Genomic DNA, 20,056 nt, shown 5'->3' with positions numbered 1-20,056 from the left:
TCCGTACCTCCGGCGGTCATCCTCGACCGGAGGTACGACATCGGCAAGCGATTACCGGCTCATGCGACGCTGATCACCGGCTCACCGTGCAGGGTCACCCCGGCACCGTCCATCGCCCGCAGCGCCACGTCCAGCGTCGCCGGCGCGACCGCCGCCGTCAGGTCGAGCAGCACGGTGGTGGCGAAGCCCTCCCGGGCGGCGTCCAGGGCGGTCGCCCGGATGCAGTGGTCGGTGGCGATGCCGACCACGTCGACCCGGTCCACGTGGTGCCGGCGCAGCCAGTCGGCCAGGCGCTCACCGTCGGCGGCGTGCCCCTCGAACCCGGAGTACGCGGCGGCGTGCTCGCCCTTGTGGAAGATCGCCTCGACCCGGTCGGTCGCCAGGTCGGGGTGGAACTCGCTGCCCGAGGTGCCGACCACGCAGTGCCGGGGCCAGGACTCGACGTAGTCCGGCGGATCTCCGAAGTGCGCCCCCGGGTCGACGTGGTAGTCCTTGGTGGCGACCACGTGATCCCACCTCTGCGGCTGCGCCGCCAGCAGCCCGGAGATGCCGACGGCGACCCCGGCGCCTCCGGTGACGGCGAGCGAGCCGCCCTCACAGAAGTCGTTCTGCACGTCCACGATGATCAGCGCGTTGGCCATCGGTGTGCCCTCCCTCCACTCGCCGGCACGAATCAGCCGGCTCGACCCCGCTTGCCAGTAGGACCCAGCATGCCCGGACGACTCAACCTGCCGGTACGACTCAACCTGCCGGTACGACTCAACCTGCCGGTACGACTCAACCTGCCGGTACGACGGTGACCGGGATCGCGGGGTCACCGGCGGAGAGCTTCAACCCCTCCCACGGAATGGAGATCAGACACTGCCGCAGGTGTTCGCGGGACTTCTCGATGCCCGGCAGGTCGACGGGCTCACCGTCGATCACGAACGAGTGCTGGAGCAGCCGGTCGTTGGCCTGCCGGTCCGGTACGCCCTGCGAGACGACGACCTCCTCGGTGGCGGTACCGGTGGGCTTGTGCCGGCGTACCGCGACCTTCCGGCCGCCGATGGTGGCCTTGTTCTCGGAGCGCTTGACCACCGGCCGTCCCTCCACCTCGACCAACTTGTAGACCAGGCTGGCGGTGGGCGCACCGGAACCGGTGACCACTGCGGTGCCGGCGCCGTACATGTCGACCGGTTCGGCGGCGAGCGCGGCGATGGCGTACTCGTCGAGATCACCCGACACGATGATCTTCGTCTCGGTGGCGCCGAGCGAGTCGAGCAGTTCCCGGGACTGCTGGGCGATGACCGCGAGGTCGCCGGAGTCGATCCGGACCGCCCGCAGTTCCGGCCCGGCCACCTCGATGGCGGTCCGGATGCCCTGGCTGATGTCGTACGTGTCGACGAGCAGCGTGGTGTCCCTGCCCAGCGTGGCGACCTGCGAGGCGAACGCCGTCCGCTCGTCGTCGTGCAGCAGGGTGAACGCGTGCGCGGCGGTCCCGGCGGTGGGTATGCCGTAGCGCTGGCCGGCGGCGAGGTTGGAGGTGAACCGGAACCCGGCCAGGTACGCCGCCCGCGCGGCGGCCACCGCCGCCTCCTCGTGGGCCCGCCGGGAACCCATCTCGATCAGCGCCCGACCCCGGGCCGCGGTGACCATCCGGGCGGCTGCCGCGGCCACCGCGCAGTCGTGGTTGAGCACCGACAGCACCAGTGTCTCGAGCACCACGCACTCGGCGAAGCCACCGGAGACGGTGAGGATCGGGGACCCGGGGAAGAACAGCTCACCCTCGGCGTACCCGTCGATGTCGCCGGTGAAGCGGTAGTCGGCCAGCCACCGGGCGGCCGGCTCGTCCACCACCCCGGTCCGGAGCAGGAACTCGACCTCCTCCGCGGCGAACCGGAAGTCCCTGATCATGTCGATCAGGCGGCCGGTCCCGGCGACCACCCCGTACCGGCGTCCGGTGGGCAGCCGCCGGCTGAACACCTCGAAGGTGCAGCGGCGGTCTGCGGTGCCGTCCCGCAGGGCGGCACCGACCATGGTCAGCTCGTAGTGGTCGGTCAGCAGCGCGGGGCGAAGACGGTTCACCAGCCCAGCCTAGAGTTCACCCGGCCGGGTTGCCGTCGTGGCCCGGGATCCACCGCAGCGCCGCGCCGAGCTTGGCGCGGCTGGTGATGCCGAGCTTGCCGTAGACCCGCTGGAGATGGTTCTCCACCGTCCGGGTCGACAGGAACAACCGGCCCGCGATGACCCGGCTGGTCATCCCGGCGGCGGCGAGGCCGGCGACCTCCAGCTCCCGGGCGCTCAGCGTGGGACGCAGCGCGTCAAACGCGGGGGTACGAATCCGGTCGCAGTGGGTGAGCAGGGCGGCGAGCCGTTCGTGCGCGGCGGCGGCCGACGTCGACCGGTCCCGACGCCACCCACGCAGCGCCGTCGCCGTGGCGTCGACCGCCCAGACCGTCAGGTCGAGCTTGGCGAGCTCGTCGGCCACCTCCAGCAGGGTTGTCCCGTCGCCCTCCGCGGCGGCTCGTGCCTGCCGGGCGAGCAGCGGCGTCAGCGCTCCGTCGACGGTCCCGCAGAGCTCCGCCAGTCGCTGCGCCACCGTACGCCGGCTGCCGTCGGCGCGGGTCGGTCCGACCGGGGCGGTGGCCTGGCCGAGCCGGACCAGGTCGTGCAGGACGAGCACCTCGTGACCGGCGAAGCCGTCGGCGCGCAGCCGGTCGGCCAGCTCGCCGAGCTGCCTGGTCGCCCCGACCAGATCGCCAGCGGCGGCCAGCACCGCACCCCGGGCCTGCTCCAGCCACGGCTGGAGGATTGCCATCCCGGGGGTCTGGGCCCGGTCCGCCTCGGCCATCGCCTCGGTCGCGGTCGCCACGTCGCCGCGCAGCGCCGCCGCCTGGGCCCGCTCGGCGTGCGCCAACCCCGCGAAGACCCGGCCGGTGGCGAGCACCGCGCAGGCGCCGACGCTGGCCTTGAGCGCGTCGTCGGCGCGACCGCGCAGCCGCGCCGCGTACGCCTGGAGGATGGACAGGTAGCCGGTGCCGAGCCGGAAGTCCCCGGCGCCCGCCTGGTCGGCGAACTCGTCGGCCGCGAGGGCGTCGATGCCGGTCAGGTCCCCGCAGAGCGCCAACCTGGTGCCCCGGGCCAGCTCCATGGCGAGTTGCAGGTACGGCATGTCGGCCCGCCAGTCCGCCGCCTCCGCCTGCACCCGGTCGATCGCCGAGGCGCTGGCCCGGAACCGGCCGCGCACCGCGTCGGCGTGGGCGATGGTGGACCGGGCGAGTTCCCGGGCCGCGACGCCGGGCGCCTGGTGGTCCAGCACCGAACGGGCGAGCCGTACCGCGGTGTCGACGTCCAGGCCGTGCAGCCGCATGATCGCCTCGAAGGCCCGCAGCCGGGCCCGGTGCCCGGGGTCGGTCAGGGTGTGGCCGGCCGCCGCGATCGTGTCCACCATGGAATGCTGACGCAGACCCCAGTAGCCGACTATCGCGCGGACGGCCAGCCAGCGGCTGCGCCGCTCCTCGGAGACGAGGTCACCGGCCACCGCGTCGAGCACGCCGATCGCCTCTTCCGGCCGGTCGCCGAACATCAGGAGGGTGGCCAGCAGTTCGGCGGCGTGGAAACCGCCCTCGGCGTCGAGCGCCGCCCGGGCCAGCCGGGTGGCCAGCGGTACGTCGTACCGGGTGAACGCCTGGCCGGCCGCGTCGAGCAGCAGCGCCGGGTCCTGGGCGGTGCCGGAGTTCAGCCGCCACACCGCCACCCGCAGCAGGTCGCCCCGGCGGCGGGCGCCGACCAGTTCCAACCGTTCGGCCAGCTGGGCCTGGAGACGGCGGGTCCGGCTGACCGGGCAACGTCGGCGGATCACCTCGCCGTAGAGCGGGTGGGCGAGTCGGGCGTCGACCCGCCTGTCGTCCGGTCCGACGGTGATCAGGCCGCGTTCCTCGGCCACCTCCACGTCGGCCGGGTCGGCGGCCCGTTCGAGCAGGTGCAGGCCGAGCGGTTCACCGAAGGCGACCAGCTCGACCACCGTCCGGACGCCGGTCTCCAGCTGCCCGATCCGCGTGTCGACGAGGTCGGTGAGGCTGGGGGCCAGCTCCAGCCGTCCGGTCCACCGCCACCCCCCGTAGCTGCGGACCAGCTCGCCTCCGGTGGCGGCGGCCAGGACCAGTTCCCGCAGCAGCAGGGGGTTGCCGGCGGAGAGCCGGAACAGTCTCTCGGCGGAGCCGGCGTCGACCGGCCCGCCGAGGATGGCGGCGAGCAGGCCGGTGGTCTCGCCCGCGCCCAGCGGGGCCAGTTCGGTGTGCTCGACCAGGTCGTCGGTCCACAGTGCCCGGATCGGCAGCGGGATCTGCTCACCGCTGCGCAGCGTCCCCAGCACCGTGGTGTTCTCGACGCGGGCGAGCAGGTGGACCAGTGCCGCCGAGGGCGGGTCGAGCAGGTGGGCGTCGTCGATGGCGAGCACGATGCGCCGCCCGGCCGCCTGCTCGCGGAGTACGTCGACCCCCCAGCGCAGCACCCCGGCAGGGGAGAGGCCCGGCGGTTGCTCGGCCGGCAGCACCGGGGCGAGCCCGCCGAAGGGCAGCGCCGCGGTGGCCGTGCTGGCCGCGACGAACGACAGCGCGTAGCGGTCGGCGGGGAGGGTCGCGACCCCCTCGCGCAGCAACCGGCTCTTGCCGACGCCCGCGCTGCCGCTGAAGAAGAGCCCGTGTCCCTGACCGCCGTGCGTCGCCGCCAGTAGACGGGTGAGCTCATCCGTACGGCCGACGAAGCTCCACCGACTCATCCACGCAGCGTATCGATGTGGATCGGTCCAGAGCCACCCGGTCACGCGGTGAAGTGGAGTAACTCCGTGATTGGCACTGAGTATCCGCAATGCGTCGGCGGAGTATGCGCACGGTTGCCGCCGGATGGATTCGCGTACCGCAACCTGCCGCCGGGTGACCGGTACCGGTCCGACGCCCCGCGCGGGTGCGCGACGTCGTCCGGGCCGGGGCCGGCGCGTCGACCGGCACCACGACCTGGTGCCGGAGGCCGACGGCCGAGACGCTCTTCGCGTCCCCCGGGGTTTCCGCCGGTGCGTCGGGCAGCCGGCTCGCCGGCACCACCGGGCGTCCCTCCGGTTTTTCCCGATATCCGTATCTCACCGGGTTTCCGCAGCTCGGGAGGGTGATCAGGGTCGCGCCGGCGTTCCGGTTCATCGGATCGCCACTTCCGGTGGCACGATGGGGGGCATGGCGGCTCCACAGGTTGCACCGGTCGAGACGCCGGACACCGACGAGGTGCCGGTCGCGGACCGGCAGTGGGTGACGATCGTCTGGGACGACCCGGTCAACCTCATGACGTATGTGACCTGGGTCTTCCAGAAGCTGTTCGGTTACAGCCGGGAGAAGGCCGAGAAGCTGATGCTGGACGTGCACCACAAGGGCCGGGCGGTGGTGTCCAGCGGCGCCCGCGAGCGGATGGAGCACGACGCGTCGCAGTTGCACGCGTACGGCCTCTGGGCGACGGTGGACCGCTCGTGAGCGCGAGGAGTGAGCCGGTGTTGCGAGCCCCGCAGTCGCGAACCGAGGTGGCCCCGTGAGTATGTTCCGTCGGCAGGGAGACCGGTACGTGGCGACCTTCGCCGTGGACGAGGCCCGGGTGCTGCGCAAGGTCGCCAGTGAGGTGGTCGGCCTGCTCACCGACGGCTTCGACCATGCCGACCCGGTCGTCGGCCGGCTCTTCCCCGAGGCGTACCCGGACGACCCGGCGGGTACGGCGGAGTTCCGCCTGTACACCGAGGGCGACCTCAAGACCGCCAAGATCGACCAGGCCGGCGCGGTGCTCGCCGCACTGCCCGACTCCGCCGGCGGCGAGGTGCGGTTGGACGCCGAGGCGGCCGAGGCGTGGCTTCGCGCGCTCAACGACGCCCGGCTCGCGATGGGCGTCCGGCTGGAGGTCAAGGACGGCACCGACCTGGGCGAGGAGCTCGACGACGCGGTCGCCGACGACCCGACCTCGTCCCGGGTGTTCCAACTGTCGGTCTACGCCTACCTCGGTTATCTCCAGGAATCCCTGCTCAACGCCTTGATCGACTGAAGTGTGACGGTCACCGCCTCGCCGGGCGCGGCGGGCGGGCGCTAGGCTGGGTGACGTGCTGAGCATCGACCGGTCGATCGTCGAGGCGATCGTCTCCCACGCGCGCCGGGACCACCCCGACGAGGCGTGCGGAGTGGTCGCCGGACCCGTCGGCGGCGACACCCCGACCCGGCACATCCCGATGGACAACGCGGCCCGCTCGATGACGTTCTACGAGTTCGACTCGATGGAGCAGCTGCGGGTGTGGCGGGAGATGGACGACCGCGACGAGGAGCCGGTCGTCATCTACCACTCGCACACCGCCACCGAGGCATACCCGTCCCGCACGGACGTGGCCTTCGCCGGTGAGCCGGGCGCGCACTACCTGCTGGTCTCCACCCGCGAACCGGACACCGAGGAGATCCGGTCGTTCCGGATCGTCGACGGCGTGGTGACCGAGGAGCCGGTGCGGATCGTGGATGCCGGGGTGGACCCGCACGCGGTCCAGTCCTACATGTTCGGGCAGAGCCCGGCGACGGTCGACTACGAGTGTTCCGGCAGCTGACCTTCAGCTCCGCACACCCTTTCCGTCCGGCACCGAGGCACACCCGACCAAGGAGTACGTCATGGCCATCGAGGTTCGCATCCCCACCATCCTGCGCAGCTACACCGGCGGCGCGAAGGTCGTCGAGGGCGCCGGGGACACCCTGGGCGACCTGCTCACCGACCTGGACTCCCGGCACGCCGGCCTGAAGGGCCGGCTGGTCACCGACGCCGGCGCGCTGCACCGGTTCGTCAACGTCTACGTCAACGACGAGGACGTCCGGTTCCTGGGCGCGCTCGACGCCAAGCTCAACGACGGTGACAGCGTGACCGTCCTGCCGGCCGTCGCCGGTGGCGCGTTCGGCTTCGCCGCCGCAGCGGCGATCAGCCAGCACCGGGTCAGCCAGCACGCCGCCGCCGCGGCGACCGCGTCGTCCGCGGTGGCTCGGCGCGTGGCCGTCGCCGCCCGCTGAGGGCGGGCGTCATGACGCGGTACGACAGCCTGCTCGACGCCTGCGGTGGCACCCCCCTGGTGGGGTTGCCCCGGCTCTCGCCGACGGTGCCCGACGGGGCACCGCCGGTGCGGCTCTGGGCGAAGCTCGAGGACCGGAATCCCACCGGCAGCATCAAGGACCGCGCGGCGCTGTTCATGGTCCGGGCGGCCGAGCAGGCCGGCAGTCTCCGGCCGGGCGACACGATTCTCGAGCCGACCAGCGGCAACACCGGCATCTCGTTGGCCATGGTGGCCAAGATGCGCGGCTACCGGCTGGTCTGCGTGATGCCGGAGAACGTCTCCACCGAACGGGTCCAGCTGCTCCGGATGTACGGCGCGGAGATCATCTTCTCGCCGGCGGCGGGCGGTTCGAACCAGGCGGTCGCCACCGCCAAGCAGATCGCGGCGGAGCACCCGGACTGGGTGATGCTCTACCAGTACGGCAACGAGGCCAACGCGCGGGCCCACTACGAGACCACCGGGCCGGAGCTGCTGCACGACCTGCCCACCATCACGCACTTCGTGGCGGGCCTGGGCACCACCGGCACCCTGATGGGCACCGGACGGTTCCTCCGGGAGAAGGTCGAGGGCATCCAGGTGGTGGCGGCCGAGCCGCGCTACGGCGAGCTGGTCTACGGGCTGCGCAACATCGACGAGGGTTACGTCCCCGAGTTGTACGACGCGACGGTGCTCAACAGGCGCTTCTCGGTGGGCACCCGGGACGCGGTGCTGCGTACCCGGCAGTTGGTGGAGGTGGAGGGGATCTTCGCCGGCTTCTCCACCGGGGCGATCCTGCACGCCGCCCTGGCCGTGGCGCACGAGGCGGTGCGGGACGGCCGCCGGGCCGACGTGGCCTTCGTGGTCTGCGACGGCGGCTGGAAGTACCTTTCCACCGGGGCGTACGGCGGCACGCTCGCCGACGCCGAGAGCGCCCTGGAAGGGCAGCTCTGGGCATGACCAGCTGCGGGGGCCGGCCGGCGGAGTGTCGGCCGGCCCCGTGGGTGTCACGTTGGTGACAACTTCCAGAAGATGATTCTTGCCCCGCCGTCGCTGCGCGTAGGCTGCGCAGCGTGGCGTACGCGTCGGTAGAGATCATCAGCGGTGCTCCCCCCGGCGTTTCGGCTACTCACAGTAATCGCGGGGCCACCGGATGCGGCTGACCGTCCTGGGCTGCGCGGGAAGCTTCCCCGGTCCCGAGTCCCCCTGTTCGGCCTACCTGGTCGAGGCGCAGGGCTTCCGGCTACTTGTCGACTTCGGGTCCGGTTCGCTGTCCACCCTCCAGCGCTACGCCGGCCTGCACGCCCCGGACGCCATCCTCCTGACCCACCTGCACTGCGACCACATCCTCGACGCCGCGTCGTACGTGGTGGTCCGGCGGTACGCCCCGGACGGCCCGTACCCGCCGTTGCCGGTCTACGCGCCGCCGGGCGCCCCGGACCGGCTCGCCACCGCCTACGGCCAGGACGACGGCAGCGTGGAGGACGTCTACCAGTTCTACGGCCTCCAGCCGGGCACCTTCCCGATCGGCCCGTTCACCGTCACCGTCGACCGGGTCAACCATCCCGTCGAGACGTACGGGGTGCGGCTGGAGCACGAGGGTCGGGTGCTCTGCTACTCCTCGGACACCGCCCCCTGCGACGCGCTGCTGCGGCTCGCCCAGGACGCCGACGTCTTCCTCTGTGAGGCGAGTTACCTCGACGGGGTGGACAACCCGCCGGATCTGCACCTCACCGGTCGGGAGGCAGGCGAGACCGCCACCAAGGCCGGGGTGGGCCGGCTGCTGCTGACCCATCTGGTGGTGGCCTGGGGCAGCGAGTCGCACACCATCGCGGCGGCGGCCGGGGCGTACCCCGGGCCGTTGGAAGTGGTCCGGGCCGGTGCCAGCTACGACATCTGACCCGGCCCGGATTCGTGCGGTAGTGTTCGCCGCCGCTTAGCCGGCCCGTCGTCTGGCGCACTCCTGGCCGACATCGGTGGCCGGGTTCCTGCGGGTGCACGACGCCGCCCCGGTCCCGCCGGCCCGGACCGGAGAGCCCCCGGCCTCCGGCTGAGGAGACCGCGGGACGCCTCGATCACCGCACCGCATAGGGTGCAGGGATGGCACGACCTGACGGGCGTCGACCCGACCAACTCCGACCGGTGACGCTGACCCGTGGCTGGAGCACCCACCCGGAGGGCTCGGTGCTCGTCGAGTTCGGGGGGACCCGGGTGCTCTGCACCGCCAGCGTCACCGAGGGCGTGCCCCGCTGGCGCAAGGGCTCCGGGCTCGGCTGGGTGACCGCCGAGTACGCGATGCTGCCCCGGGCGACCAACACCCGCTCGGACCGGGAGAGCGTCCGCGGCAAGATCGGCGGGCGGACCCACGAGATCTCCCGGCTGATCGGCCGCAGCCTGCGCGCCTGCGTCGACCTGAAGGCGCTCGGCGAGAACTCGATCGTGCTCGACTGCGACGTGCTCCAGGCCGACGGAGGCACCCGCACCGCCTCGATCACCGGCGCGTACGTCGCCCTCTACGACGCGGTGAGCTGGCTTGCCACCCGCAAGTCGCTGGCCGGCAAGCCGGAGAAGGTGATGCACCGGTCGGTGGCCGCGGTCAGCGTCGGGATCGTCGCCGGTGAGCCGCTGCTCGACCTCTGCTATGTCGAGGACGTGGCCGCCGAGGTGGACATGAACGTCGTCTGCACCGGTGAGGGTGACTTCGTCGAGGTGCAGGGCACGGGCGAGGACGGGGTCTTCTCCCGGGCGCAGCTCGACGCGTTGCTGGACGTGGCGTCGTTGGGCTGTCTGGAACTGGCCGAGGCGCAGCGGAAGGCACTCGCATCATGAACAAGGTCCTGCTCGCCACCCGTAACCGTAAGAAGCTGGTGGAGCTCCAGCGCATCCTCGACGGCGCGCTCGGCGCGCACCGGATCGCCCTTCTGGGGCTGGACGACGTCGAGGAGTACCCGGAGCTGCCGGAGACCGGTCTCACCTTCGGTGAGAACGCCCTGATCAAGGCGCGGGAGGGCTGCCGGCGGACCGGCCTGCCCACCATCGCCGACGACTCCGGCATCGCGGTCGACGCGCTCAACGGCATGCCGGGGGTGTTCAGCGCCCGCTGGGCCGGGCGGCACGGCGACGACCGGGCCAACCTCCAGCTGGTGCTGGACCAGATCGCCGACCTGCCCGACGAGCACCGGGGGGCGTCCTTCGTCTGCACCGTCGTGCTGGTGCTGCCCGGCGGCAAGGAGCACCTGGTCGACGGCCGCCAGCCCGGCCGGCTGCTGCGTGCCCCGCGCGGTGAGGGCGGCTTCGGGTACGACCCGATCTTCCTCGGCGACGGCCAGGACCGGACCAACGCGGAGTTGACCCCGCAGGAGAAGGACGCGATCAGCCACCGGGGGAAGGCGCTGCGCGAGCTGGCGAAGCTGGCGGCCAAGGTGCTGCCCGCCAGCTGACCCAGCCGTCGATCGACCCGTCGCCCCGCCGGCGTATGCGACGCCGGCCGGCCGTCGACCGACTCATCGTCGCCGGGATACGCGCCGACGTCCGGCCGTCGATTAAGGAACGGCACCGCAGCCAGTCACCGAAAGTAGTTTCGATCAGGCCCCCACATTTCCACCCCACATCCTTTGCTCTGCTGCTCCCGAGGCGACAGGCACGCAGAGTGTTCGCCAGGATTACTGTTCTTGGAATCTGCGTATGAGTTTTCACTGTTCAAGCCCCTGTCGCGTCAGTGGCAGCAGAGCAAAGGGTCTGCACCGGGGTGGTGGCCCTCGGGAGCTTGATCACGCTCGGTAGCCGGGTGCGACGAGTCGGCCTTGACTACTGACCGCCACATTTCTGCCAGCCTCACTGTCAGCTCAGCGGGCCGACCTGCCGTTCGATGGCGGCGCGCAGGTCGGGGCCGGCCAGCACCGAACGGGCCGATTCCAGCACCGGGGCGAGGAAGACGTCCGGGCCGGGCGCGCCGGCCGCCGGGCCGAGCGCGTCCAGCGCGGCCCGTCCCGCCGGCGACGGCACCAGCGGCGCACGGAGTTGAAGCCCTCGGACCGCTGCCAGCAGCTCCACGGCGAGCAGGCTGGTCAGGTTGTCCAGCACGGTGCGCAGCTTCCTGGCCCCCGCCCAGCCCATCGAGACGTGGTCCTCCTGCATGCCGCTGGTCGGCAGCGAGTCGACCGAGGCGGGGGCGGCCAGCCGGCGGTTCTCCGCGACGATCCCGGCGGCCGTGTACTGGGCGATCATCAACCCGGAGTTCACCCCGGCGTCGGGGGACAGGAACGCCGGCAGGTCCCGGTTGCGGGTCACGTCGAGCAACCGGTCCACCCGGCGCTCGGCGATCGCCCCCACCTCGGCGGCGGCGATGGCCAGGTAGTCGGCGGCGAAGCCGAGCGGGGCACCGTGGAAGTTGCCTGTCGACTCGACCCGACCGTCCGGCAGCACCACCGGGTTGTCCACCACCGAGATCAGCTCCCGGCCGGCCACCGTCACGACGAAGTCCAGGGTGTCCCGGGCCGCGCCGGCCACCTGCGGGGCACACCGCATCGAGTACGCGTCCTGCACGGCGTGTGCCAGGTCATCACGGTGCGAGTCCATCACCCGCGAGTCCTGGAGCAGCCGGTGGATGTTCGCCGCCGAGGCGGCCTGCCCCGGGTGCGGCCGGATGGCGTGCAGCTCGGGCAGGAAGGGCCGCTCCGAGCCGAGCATCGCCTCGATGGCCAGCGCGGCGGTCACGTCGGCCATGGTGAACAGGTGCCGGGCGTCCGCGACGGCCAGCAGCAGCATCCCGAGCATGCCGTCGGTGCCGTTGATCAGCGCCAACCCCTCCTTGGCGGCCAACGCGACAGGGGTCAGCCCGGCGTCGCGCAGCGCGTCGGCGGCGTCGACCCGCTCACCGGCCGGGCCGAGCACCCATCCCTCGCCCAGCAGCACCAGTGCACAGTGCGCCAGCGGCGCCAGGTCACCGGACGCGCCGAGCGAACCGTGCTCCGGCACCCACGGGGTGACGTCGGCGTTGAGCAGGTCGACCAGCCCCTGGGCGAGCAGCGGCCGGACCCCGGAACGGCCCAGTGCCAGCGAGCGGACCCGCAGCAGCATCATCGCCCGGACCACCTCCCGGGGCATCGGCGCGCCGATGCCTGCGGCGTGCGAGCGGATCAGCGCATGCTGCAACTCGGCCCGGCGCTGCGGGGCGACGAAGGTGTTGGCCAGCGCCCCGAAGCCGGTGGAGACGCCGTACACGGGGCGGCCGGCGGCCTCGATGCCGTCCACGATGGACCTGCTGCTGACCATCGCGTCGACGGCGGCCGGGGCGAGCACGACCCGGGCGTCGCCGCGCGCCACGGCGAGCACGTCGGCGGGGGTGATCCCGGTGGGTTGGACGGTCACAGTCGACATTGCGGCACTCCGTTGTGCAGGACCTGGCGGACCAGTGGAACACCCGGCCGGTAGGCCAGGTGCAGGTGGGACGGGGCGTCGAGGATCATCAGGTCGGCGCGCGCCCCGGGACGCAGCACCCCGACGTCGGTCCGGCGCAACGCCCGTGCGCCGCCGGCCGTCGAGGCCCAGACCGCCTCCGCCGGGGTCATCCGCATCTCACGGACGGCCAGCGCGACGCAGAACGGCATCGAGGAGGTGTACGACGACCCGGGGTTGCAGTCGGTGGCCAGCGCCACGGTCACCCCCGCGTCGAGCAACCGCCGGGCATCCGGGTACGGCGACCGGGTGGAGAACTCCGCACCCGGCAGCAGGGTCGCCACGGTGCCCGCCCGCCCGTCCGCGGAGGTCGAGCCGTCCCCGGAGGCCGACCCGTCGGCCCCCGCCGAGCCGGCAAGCGCGTCGACGTCGGCGTCGGACAGGTGGGTGCAGTGGTCGACGCTGGCCGCACCGAGTTCCACCCCGAGCCGCACCCCCGGCCCCGGCCCGAGCTGGTTGGCGTGCAGCCGCAACCCCAGCCCGGCGGCCTGTCCGACGGTGAGGATCGCCCGCGCGTGGTCGGCGTCGAACGCGCCGCGCTCGCAGAACACGTCCACCCAGCGGGCGTACGGCGCGGCGGCGGAGAGCATCGGCCCGCACACCAGCCCCACGTAGTCGTCGGGACGACCCGCGTACTCGGCGGGGACGACGTGCGCGCCGAGGAAGGTGGTCTCGCTGGTCACCTCGGCGGCGATCCGCAGCGAGCGGGCCTCGTCGGCAACGGTCAGGCCGTACCCACTCTTGATCTCCATGGTGGTGGTGCCCTGCCGCATCGCCTCGTCGCGCAGCCGGCGCACGGTGTCCCGCAGGTCGTCGTCGGAGGCCGCCCGGGTCGCGCCGACAGTCGTCCGGATGCCACCCCCGGTGTACGGCTCGCCGGCCATGCGGGCCGCGAACTCGGCCGCCCGGTCCCCGGCGAAGACCAGGTGGGCGTGGCTGTCCACGAACCCGGGCAGCACCGCGCCGCCCTCGGCGTCGATCCGCCGGTCGGCGGCCGGCGCGTAGCGGGCCGGCCCGATCCAGACGACCCGACCCGCCTCCACCAGCAGGGCGACCCCGCGCCGCAGGCCCAACGGCCCGTCACCGCCGGCCGCCGGCACGTTGGTGACCAGCTCGCCGATGTCGTCGACCAACAGACTGCTCATGCCACGCCTCCCGCCGCCGACCGCCGCGTTCCGCACGCCGCCGACCCGGTACGGCTAGGCACCGGTCACCGCCGCGATCGCCGCGCGCAGCTCCGCCGGCACGTCCACGGTCAGGTGCCGGCCGTCGCGCACCACCTGCCGCCCGTCCACCACCACCTGGTCGACGTCGGCGGCGGTGGCCGCGAAGAACACCCCCACCGGCGGCACCCCGGCGGTACGCGGGCTGTCCAGCCGGACCGTGACCAGGTCGGCGCGTTCGCCGACGGCGATCCGCCCGGCGTCGGCCCAGCCCAGCGCGGCGTGCCCGGTGACGGTGGCCGCGTCGCGCAGCGCGGCGGCGGCGAAGTGCCCGCGTCGCCGGGTACGCAGCCGCTCGTCGAGCTCCACCGCGCGGGCCTCCTCGAACAGGTCGACCACGGCGTGACTGTCGCTGCCCAGGCTGAGCGGAATACCGGCGTCGGCCATCAGCCGGGCCGGGCCGATCCCGTCGGCCAGGTCCCGTTCCGTGGTGGGGCAGAGACACACCCCGGTCCGGTGTTCGGCCAGCAGGGTCAGGTCGGCGCTGGTCGGATGGGTGGCGTGCACGGCGGTGACGTCCGGGCCGAGCACTCCGCGGTCGGCGAGCAGCCCGGTCGGGGTACGCCCGTGCACCGTCCGGCAGGCGTCGTTCTCGGCGGGCTGCTCCGACAGGTGCACGTGCAGCGGGGCACCCTGCCGGTACGCCCAGCCGGCGACGGTGGCGAGCTGGTCCGCCGGCACCGCGCGCACCGAGTGGATCGCCGCCCCGCGCAGCGCGTGCGCCCCGGCTGGGCGGAACCCGTCGACCCGTTCCGCCCAGCGCCGCACGTCCCCGTCGCCGAAGCGCCGCTGCACCCCGGCCAACGGCTCGCCGGCCACCGAGGCGGTCAGGTAGCAGGCGTCCAGCAGGGTGATCCTGATACCGGCCTGCGCCGCCGCCTCGACCAGCGCCGCGCCCATCGCGTTCGGGTCGTCGTACGGGTGGCCGTCGGGGCCGTGGTGCAGGTAGTGGAACTCGCCGACGCAGGTGACCCCGGCCAGCGCCATCTCGGCGTACGCGGCCCGGGCCAGGGCCAGGTAGGAGTCGGGATCGAGCCGGCCGGCGACGGCGTACATCACGTCCCGCCAGCTCCAGAAGTCGCCCCGACCGCCGTGGGTACGCCCGCGCAGCGCCCGGTGGAAGGCGTGCGAGTGGGCGTTGGCCAGGCCGGGCAGGGTGAGCCCGGGCAGTCGTACCGCCTCGGCCAGCACCTCGACCCCGGCGTCCGGTGCGGTGTCCCGGGCCAGCGGGGTGACGGCGGTGAACCGGCCGTCCTCGGCCTCGATCAGCACGTCCGGGGTCGGTGCGGCACGGTCGGGCAGCCACGCCTGTTCGGCCAGCCAACGGGTCAGTGGCATGCCAGCTCCTCCAGCACCCGGGCCAGCGCGACCACCCCGGCCGCACAGTCGGCGTCGGTGGCCGACTCGGCGGGGGAGTGCGACACCCCGGTCGGGTTGCGGACGAACAGCATCGCGGTGGGCAGGTGCGCGGCGAGCACCCCGGCGTCGTGCCCGGCCCCGGTGGGCAGCACCGGCGCGGCAAGCAGTCCCGCCAACCGGTCGGCCAACTCACGGTCGAAGGCGACAAGCGGGGTGGCCGACTCCTGGGTCACGGTCAGCTCGGTGCCGTCCCGCCGGGCCCGCTCGGCCGCCTTGGCCTGCACCGCCTCGACCAGGCCGTGCAGGGTCTCCGCCTCGGCGGCCCGGGCGTCGAGCCAGCCGGTCACCTTCGACGGGACCGCGTTGGTGGCGTTCGGTTCCACCGCCACCCGGCCGACTGTGGCGTGCGCGTCGCGCAGCCGGGCCTCCTTGTTCGCCGCCAGCACGGTGAACGCGTAGGTGAGCATCGGGTCGCGGCGGTCGGCCATCCGGGTCGTACCGGCGTGATTGCCCTCGCCGCGCAGTTCGAAGCGCCACCGGCCGTGCGGCCAGATGGCGCTCGCCACCGCGACCGGCGCGTCGGCGTCGACAAGCACCCGCCCCTGCTCCACGTGCAGCTCCACGAAGGCGGCGAACCGGCCGAGCAGCGCCGGGTCGGCCCCCGCCGGCCGGTCACCCAGCGCCTCGGCGAAGCTCACCCCGGCCGCGTCGCGCAGCCCGGCCGCGCGGTCGACGTCGATCTCGCCGGTGAGCAGCCGCGATCCCAGACACGGTACGCCGAACCGGGCACCCTCCTCCTCGACGAACGCGGCCACCACCACCGGCCGGACCGGGACGGCTCCGGAGGCCCGCAGCTCGTCCACGGCGAGGAACGCGCTGACGATGCCGAGCGGCCCGTCGTACGCCCCGCCGTGCGGCACCGAGTCGAAGTGGCTGCCGGTGAGCACCGCCCCGCCTCCGGTCGGGCCGTCGCTGTCCCGGGTGCCGGTGGGCGGGGTGCCGCCCGGGTCACCCCACCAGGCGAAGAGGTTGCCGTTGCCGTCCTCGCTGACCGGCATGCCCCGGAGGTCGGCCTGTGCCCGGAACCACTCCCGCAGCCGCAGCTCCGGCGCGGTCAGCGCGTACCGCAGGTAGCCGCCGCTGTCGGCGTCCCGGCCGACCGGCGCGATCTCGTCCCACAACTCCCGGAACCGCCCGGCAAGACTGCTCACGCGGTGCCTCCGTTGTTCGCGACTGCGGTGCTCCGCTTCGCTGCGCTCCTCGCGCTCACGCGGTGCCCTCCGCCATGGGGATGCGGACGTCGGTGCGGGCGGCGACGTCGCGGGCGGAGTCGTAGCCGGCGTCGACGTGCCTGATGACGCCCATCGCCGGGTCGTTGCTGAGCACCCGTTCGATCTTCTGCCCGGCCAGCGCGGTGCCGTCGGCGACACAGACCTGACCGGCGTGGATGGACCGGCCGATGCCCACCCCACCGCCGTGGTGGATGGACACCCAGGACGCGCCGCTGGCGGTGTTGACAAGCGCGTTGAGCAGGGGCCAGTCGGCGATCGCGTCGGAGCCGTCGGCCATCGCCTCGGTCTCCCGGTAGGGGCTGGCGACGCTGCCGCAGTCCAGGTGGTCCCGGCCGATCACCACGGGTGCGGACAGCTCACCGGCGGCGACCATCTCGTTGAACCGAACCCCGGCGACGTCCCGCTCGCCGTAGCCCAGCCAGCAGATCCGGGCCGGCAGACCCTGGAAGGCGACCCGGTCGGCGGCCATCCGCATCCACCGGGCCAGCGACTCGTTCTCCGGGAACAGGTCGAGCACGGCCCGGTCGGTGGCGGCGATGTCGGCCGGGTCGCCGGAGAGCGCCGCCCAGCGGAACGGCCCCCTACCCTCGCAGAACAACGGCCTGATGTACGCCGGCACGAAACCGGGAAAGTCGAACGCCCGCGGGTACCCGCCGAGCTGCGCCTCGCCCCGGATCGAGTTGCCGTAGTCGAACACCTCCGCGCCCGCGTCGAGGAAGCCGACCATCGCCTCGACGTGCCTGGCCATCGACGCCCGCGCCCGGTCGGTGAACTCGGCCGGCTTGGCCTGCGCGTAGTCCCGGGCGTCGGCCAGCTCCACCCCCTCCGGCAGGTACGACAGCGGGTCGTGCGCGCTGGTCTGGTCGGTCACCACGTCGACCGCGACGCCCCGGCGGAGCAGTTCGGGGAAGACGGTGGCGGCGTTGCCGACAACGCCGACGCTCAACGCCCGCCGGTCCCGCTTCGCGGCCAGCACCCGGGCGACCGCGTCGTCCAGGTCGTCGGCCACCTCGTCGAGGTAGCGGTCGTGCACCCGCCGGTCGAGCCGGGTCCGGTCCACGTCGACGATCAGGCAGACCCCGTCGTTCATGGTGACCGCGAGGGGTTGCGCCCCGCCCATCCCGCCGCAGCCGGCGGTGAGCGTCAGCGTCCCGGCGAGGCTGCCGCCGAAGCACTTCGCGGCGACCGCGGCGAACGTCTCGTAGGTGCCCTGGAGGATGCCCTGGGTGCCGATGTAGATCCACGAACCGGCGGTCATCTGCCCGTACATGGTCAGGCCGAGCGACTCCAGGCGGCGGAACTCGGGCCAGGTGGCCCAGTCGCCGACCAGGTTGGAGTTGGCAAGCAGCACCCGGGGGGCCCACTCGTGGGTCCGCACCACCCCGACCGGGCGGCCCGACTGCACCAGCATCGTCTCGTCGTCGCGCAGCTCGGTGAGCGTGCGCACCAGCGCGTGGTACGACGGCCAGTCCCGGGCCGCCTTCCCGGTGCCGCCGTAGACCACCAGGTCGTCGGGGCGTTCGGCCACCTCCGGGTCGAGGTTGTTCATCAGCATCCGCAGGGCGGCCTCCTGCGGCCACCCCTTCGCGGTACGGGTGGTGCCACGGGCGGCGCGGACGGGCTGGTGCATGGCGTACTCCTCTCAGCCGAGGAACAACTGACGACGGGCGGCGGACGACTCGAACGCCTCCAGACGGCGTTGGGTCTGGAGCGGTGCGGCGTCGCAGATCGCCTGGAGCACCACCATCGCCAGCGTCATCGGGGCGGTGTGCAGGTCGAAGACGAGGTCGGTGCCGACGGCGGCGGGGAGCACCAGTGCGGCGTACTCGGTGGCGGGGCTGACCGGGGAGTCGGTGATCGCGACGACGGTGAGGCCGGCTTCGCGGGCCGCCCGCAGCGCGTCGAGGGTCTCCCGGGGGTAGCGGGGCAGCACGAAGGCGAGCAGCGCGTCCGCCCCGGCCGAGGCGGCCTGTTCGAGCCGGTCGGTGAGCAGGCTGCCGCCGTCGTCGAGGACCCGGACGTCGGGAAGCACCTTGGCGGCGAAGTAGGCGAAGTAGGCGGCCAGCGGGGCGGCGGCGCGCAGGCCGAGCACCGGCAGCGGGCGGCTCGCCGCGAGCAGCCGGCCGGCGGTGGCGATCTTGTCCCGGTCGGCCAACTCGCCGGCCAGCCGTTCCAGGTTGGCCATCTCGGCACGTACCGCGGCTTGCAGTTCGTTGCCGTCGTCGGGGCGGCCGTCGGGGCCGGCGGCGGTCAGCTCGCGCAGCCGGCGGCGCAGCGCCGGGTAGCCGTCGTGGCCGAGCGCCACGGCGAACCGGGTCACCGACGGCTGGCTGACCCCGGCCAGCTCGGCCACCTCGGCCGCCGACAGGTAGGCCACGGTGGCGGCGTGCTGCACCAGGCAGTGCGCGATGCGCCGCTGGGTGGGGGTGAGCCGGACCCCGTGGAACAGGCCGAGCAGCCGGTCCGGCGGCGCGGCGACGGCTCCTTCATTCATGCCGAGACTCTATGCATGAAATATTTCAGGGGCAAGCGTCGCCCGTTCCCGCGTCGTGCCGGCTGCGCCTGTCAGCGGGCGGCGCGGACGATCTCGGCGGTGGCGTCCCGGCGGACCGCGTCGTAGAACGCCTCGGACTTCTGCTCGTCGGCGAAGACCACACTCTCGGTGCCCACCCGGCCGGTGCCCCGGGACGGGCTGGTGACGAAGGTCAGGTTGCCGCCCCGCAGGCCGCGCAGCTCGGTCGCCAGGTCCAGCAGCGACATCTCCCGGTCGACGGAGACCGACGCCGAGGCGGCCCGGACGAAGTCGTCGAGCTTCCCCGGGCTGGTCAGGATGCCCCCGGTGGCCGCCTTGTCGAGGATCGCCCGGATCACCTGCTGCTGGTGCCGGATCCGGGCGAAGTCACCGTCCGGGAACTGCTTGCGCTGCCGGGAGTAGTCAAGCGCCGTCTCGCCGTCCATCGTCTGCCGACCGGCGGCGAAGGTGCGCAACGGCGGGTGGATCGAGGTGAAGCGGTGGTCGACGGTGATGTCCACCCCGCCCAGCGCGTCGACGATCTCCTGGAAGCCGGCGAAGTCGACCACCGCCACGTGGTCGACGTGCACCCTGGTGAACTCCTCGACGGTCTGCACCATCAGCGGAATCCCGCCCCAGGCGTACGCCGCGTTGATCTTCGCGGTCCGACCGCCGTTCCGGCCGTCGGTCGACCGGGGCACCCGGACCCAGGTGTCCCGGGGGATCGAGACGAACTGGGCGCTCTTCCGGTCCTTCGGCAGGTGGGCCAGGATGATCGTGTCGGTACGCGACCCCTCGGTCCGCTCCGGATCCCGGGAGTCGCTGCCCAGGATCATGATGTTCGTGGCGTCCCGGGCCACCACCGGCGGCCGGTTCTCCGTCGGCACCCCGGTGAAGGCGTCCACCCGCTCGACGTCCTTCTCCACCGAGCGCAGATAGAGCGCGCCCGCCGCGACGCCACCCGCTCCGAGCAGGGCCAGCGCCAGCACGACCACCAGCGCGATCCGCCAGCCCCGCCGTCGCTTCGGCGGTGACCCGGGGCCCTCGGTGGAGGTGACCGGGGCGGAATCCGAAACCTGCTCGCCTGCTGGCATGGCCGCATGTTACTGAGTCGTCACCCCGTCGGGCAGCCCGCGTACGCCCGAGG

18 protein-coding genes are annotated in these 20,056 nt (G+C 73.2%); 8 read left to right on the top strand and 10 right to left on the bottom strand.

Annotation, left to right across the window (positions count from 1 at the left end):
• Positions 1–59: 59 nt before the first annotated feature.
• The 3 genes from OHQ87_RS19030 to OHQ87_RS19020 all read right to left on the bottom strand — a co-directional run bounded on the left by OHQ87_RS19030 (position 60) and on the right by OHQ87_RS19020 (position 4,759).
• Positions 60–641 (bottom strand): isochorismatase family protein, encoded by a 582-nt coding sequence (locus OHQ87_RS19030; protein ID WP_328339649.1) that lies wholly within the window; start codon positions 639–641, stop codon positions 60–62.
• Positions 642–777: 136 nt separating this feature from the next.
• Positions 778–2,064 carry a nicotinate phosphoribosyltransferase gene (locus tag OHQ87_RS19025; RefSeq protein ID WP_328339647.1) on the bottom strand — a complete coding sequence of 429 codons (1,287 nt, stop codon included), beginning with the start codon at positions 2,062–2,064 and terminating at the stop codon, positions 778–780.
• 16 nt (positions 2,065–2,080) lie between these two features.
• Entirely contained in the window at positions 2,081–4,759 is a 2,679-nt protein-coding gene (locus OHQ87_RS19020; protein ID WP_328339646.1) for a LuxR C-terminal-related transcriptional regulator, read from the bottom strand.
• A 448-nt stretch (positions 4,760–5,207) separates the two neighbouring features.
• Between OHQ87_RS19020 and clpS the strand changes: the two genes are divergently transcribed.
• From clpS to rdgB, 8 genes are all read left to right on the top strand, one after another.
• Positions 5,208–5,498: an ATP-dependent Clp protease adapter ClpS gene (clpS, locus tag OHQ87_RS19015; RefSeq protein ID WP_091251593.1), complete on the top strand. Its 291-nt coding sequence runs from the start codon at positions 5,208–5,210 to the stop codon at positions 5,496–5,498.
• A 61-nt stretch (positions 5,499–5,559) separates the two neighbouring features.
• Positions 5,560–6,054, top strand: coding sequence for a DUF2017 domain-containing protein (locus tag OHQ87_RS19010; RefSeq protein WP_328348909.1), 495 nt, complete (start codon positions 5,560–5,562; stop codon positions 6,052–6,054).
• A 55-nt stretch (positions 6,055–6,109) separates the two neighbouring features.
• On the top strand, positions 6,110–6,598 hold the full coding sequence (locus OHQ87_RS19005; protein ID WP_328339645.1) for a M67 family metallopeptidase: 489 nt from the start codon (positions 6,110–6,112) through the stop codon (positions 6,596–6,598).
• 61 nt (positions 6,599–6,659) lie between these two features.
• Positions 6,660–7,049: a MoaD/ThiS family protein gene (locus tag OHQ87_RS19000; protein WP_328339643.1), complete on the top strand. Its 390-nt coding sequence runs from the start codon at positions 6,660–6,662 to the stop codon at positions 7,047–7,049.
• 11 nt (positions 7,050–7,060) lie between these two features.
• Positions 7,061–8,026, top strand: coding sequence for a PLP-dependent cysteine synthase family protein (locus tag OHQ87_RS18995; RefSeq protein ID WP_328339641.1), 966 nt, complete (start codon positions 7,061–7,063; stop codon positions 8,024–8,026).
• Between the two features lie 193 nt (positions 8,027–8,219).
• Positions 8,220–8,966 carry an MBL fold metallo-hydrolase gene (locus OHQ87_RS18990; protein WP_328339639.1) on the top strand — a complete coding sequence of 249 codons (747 nt, stop codon included), beginning with the start codon at positions 8,220–8,222 and terminating at the stop codon, positions 8,964–8,966.
• Between the two features lie 200 nt (positions 8,967–9,166).
• Complete coding sequence (rph, locus tag OHQ87_RS18985) at positions 9,167–9,895, top strand: ribonuclease PH (RefSeq protein WP_328339637.1); 729 nt, start codon at positions 9,167–9,169, stop codon at positions 9,893–9,895.
• Positions 9,892–10,506 (top strand): RdgB/HAM1 family non-canonical purine NTP pyrophosphatase, encoded by a 615-nt coding sequence (gene rdgB, locus OHQ87_RS18980; RefSeq protein ID WP_328339635.1) that lies wholly within the window; start codon positions 9,892–9,894, stop codon positions 10,504–10,506. Before rph ends, rdgB begins: the two co-directional genes overlap by 4 nt.
• 400 nt (positions 10,507–10,906) lie before the next feature.
• Here the strand turns inward: rdgB and hutH are convergent, their stop codons facing one another.
• The 7 genes from hutH to OHQ87_RS18945 form a co-directional block, all read right to left on the bottom strand.
• A complete protein-coding gene (hutH, locus tag OHQ87_RS18975; protein WP_328339633.1) occupies positions 10,907–12,445 on the bottom strand; it encodes a histidine ammonia-lyase in 1,539 nt (512 codons plus the stop codon).
• Complete coding sequence (locus OHQ87_RS18970) at positions 12,433–13,668, bottom strand: amidohydrolase family protein (RefSeq protein ID WP_328339631.1); 1,236 nt, start codon at positions 13,666–13,668, stop codon at positions 12,433–12,435. The genes hutH and OHQ87_RS18970 overlap by 13 nt, the downstream gene beginning before the upstream one ends.
• A 54-nt stretch (positions 13,669–13,722) precedes the next feature.
• Positions 13,723–15,078, bottom strand: coding sequence for a formimidoylglutamate deiminase (locus OHQ87_RS18965; protein WP_328348908.1), 1,356 nt, complete (start codon positions 15,076–15,078; stop codon positions 13,723–13,725).
• A complete protein-coding gene (locus OHQ87_RS18960; protein WP_328339629.1) occupies positions 15,075–16,316 on the bottom strand; it encodes an allantoate amidohydrolase in 1,242 nt (413 codons plus the stop codon). The genes OHQ87_RS18965 and OHQ87_RS18960 overlap by 4 nt, the downstream gene beginning before the upstream one ends.
• 55 nt (positions 16,317–16,371) lie before the next feature.
• Positions 16,372–18,027, bottom strand: a complete 1,656-nt coding sequence (hutU, locus tag OHQ87_RS18955) for a urocanate hydratase (RefSeq protein ID WP_328339627.1) — start codon at positions 18,025–18,027, stop codon at positions 16,372–16,374.
• Positions 18,028–18,039: 12 nt separating this feature from the next.
• Positions 18,040–18,891: a MurR/RpiR family transcriptional regulator gene (locus OHQ87_RS18950; RefSeq protein WP_328339625.1), complete on the bottom strand. Its 852-nt coding sequence runs from the start codon at positions 18,889–18,891 to the stop codon at positions 18,040–18,042.
• Positions 18,892–18,962: 71 nt separating this feature from the next.
• On the bottom strand, positions 18,963–20,003 hold the full coding sequence (locus OHQ87_RS18945) for an LCP family protein (protein ID WP_328339623.1): 1,041 nt from the start codon (positions 20,001–20,003) through the stop codon (positions 18,963–18,965).
• Positions 20,004–20,056: the final 53 nt, after the last annotated feature.

It is taken from the genome of Micromonospora sp. NBC_00421, assembly GCF_036017915.1.
In the GTDB taxonomy this organism is placed as follows: Bacteria; Actinomycetota; Actinomycetes; order Mycobacteriales; family Micromonosporaceae; genus Micromonospora.
This window is presented reverse-complemented; position numbering and strand designations above follow the sequence as displayed.

Excerpts from the sequence above, each read along its gene's own strand:
- OHQ87_RS19030 (WP_328339649.1), bottom strand. The coding sequence starts at position 641 with ATGGCCAACGCGCTGATCATCGTGGACGTGCAGAACGACTTCTGTGAG.
- OHQ87_RS19020 (WP_328339646.1), bottom strand. The coding sequence starts at position 4,759 with ATGAGTCGGTGGAGCTTCGTCGGCCGTACGGATGAGCTCACCCGTCTA.
- clpS (WP_091251593.1), top strand. The coding sequence starts at position 5,208 with ATGGCGGCTCCACAGGTTGCACCGGTCGAGACGCCGGACACCGACGAG.
- OHQ87_RS19010 (WP_328348909.1), top strand. The coding sequence starts at position 5,560 with ATGTTCCGTCGGCAGGGAGACCGGTACGTGGCGACCTTCGCCGTGGAC.
- OHQ87_RS19000 (WP_328339643.1), top strand. The coding sequence starts at position 6,660 with ATGGCCATCGAGGTTCGCATCCCCACCATCCTGCGCAGCTACACCGGC.
- OHQ87_RS18995 (WP_328339641.1), top strand. The coding sequence starts at position 7,061 with ATGACGCGGTACGACAGCCTGCTCGACGCCTGCGGTGGCACCCCCCTG.
- OHQ87_RS18990 (WP_328339639.1), top strand. The coding sequence starts at position 8,220 with ATGCGGCTGACCGTCCTGGGCTGCGCGGGAAGCTTCCCCGGTCCCGAG.
- rph (WP_328339637.1), top strand. The coding sequence starts at position 9,167 with ATGGCACGACCTGACGGGCGTCGACCCGACCAACTCCGACCGGTGACG.
- rdgB (WP_328339635.1), top strand. The coding sequence starts at position 9,892 with ATGAACAAGGTCCTGCTCGCCACCCGTAACCGTAAGAAGCTGGTGGAG.
- hutH (WP_328339633.1), bottom strand. The coding sequence starts at position 12,445 with ATGTCGACTGTGACCGTCCAACCCACCGGGATCACCCCCGCCGACGTG.
- OHQ87_RS18970 (WP_328339631.1), bottom strand. The coding sequence starts at position 13,668 with ATGAGCAGTCTGTTGGTCGACGACATCGGCGAGCTGGTCACCAACGTG.
- hutU (WP_328339627.1), bottom strand. The coding sequence starts at position 18,027 with ATGCACCAGCCCGTCCGCGCCGCCCGTGGCACCACCCGTACCGCGAAG.
- OHQ87_RS18950 (WP_328339625.1), bottom strand. The coding sequence starts at position 18,891 with ATGAATGAAGGAGCCGTCGCCGCGCCGCCGGACCGGCTGCTCGGCCTG.
- OHQ87_RS18945 (WP_328339623.1), bottom strand. The coding sequence starts at position 20,003 with ATGCCAGCAGGCGAGCAGGTTTCGGATTCCGCCCCGGTCACCTCCACC.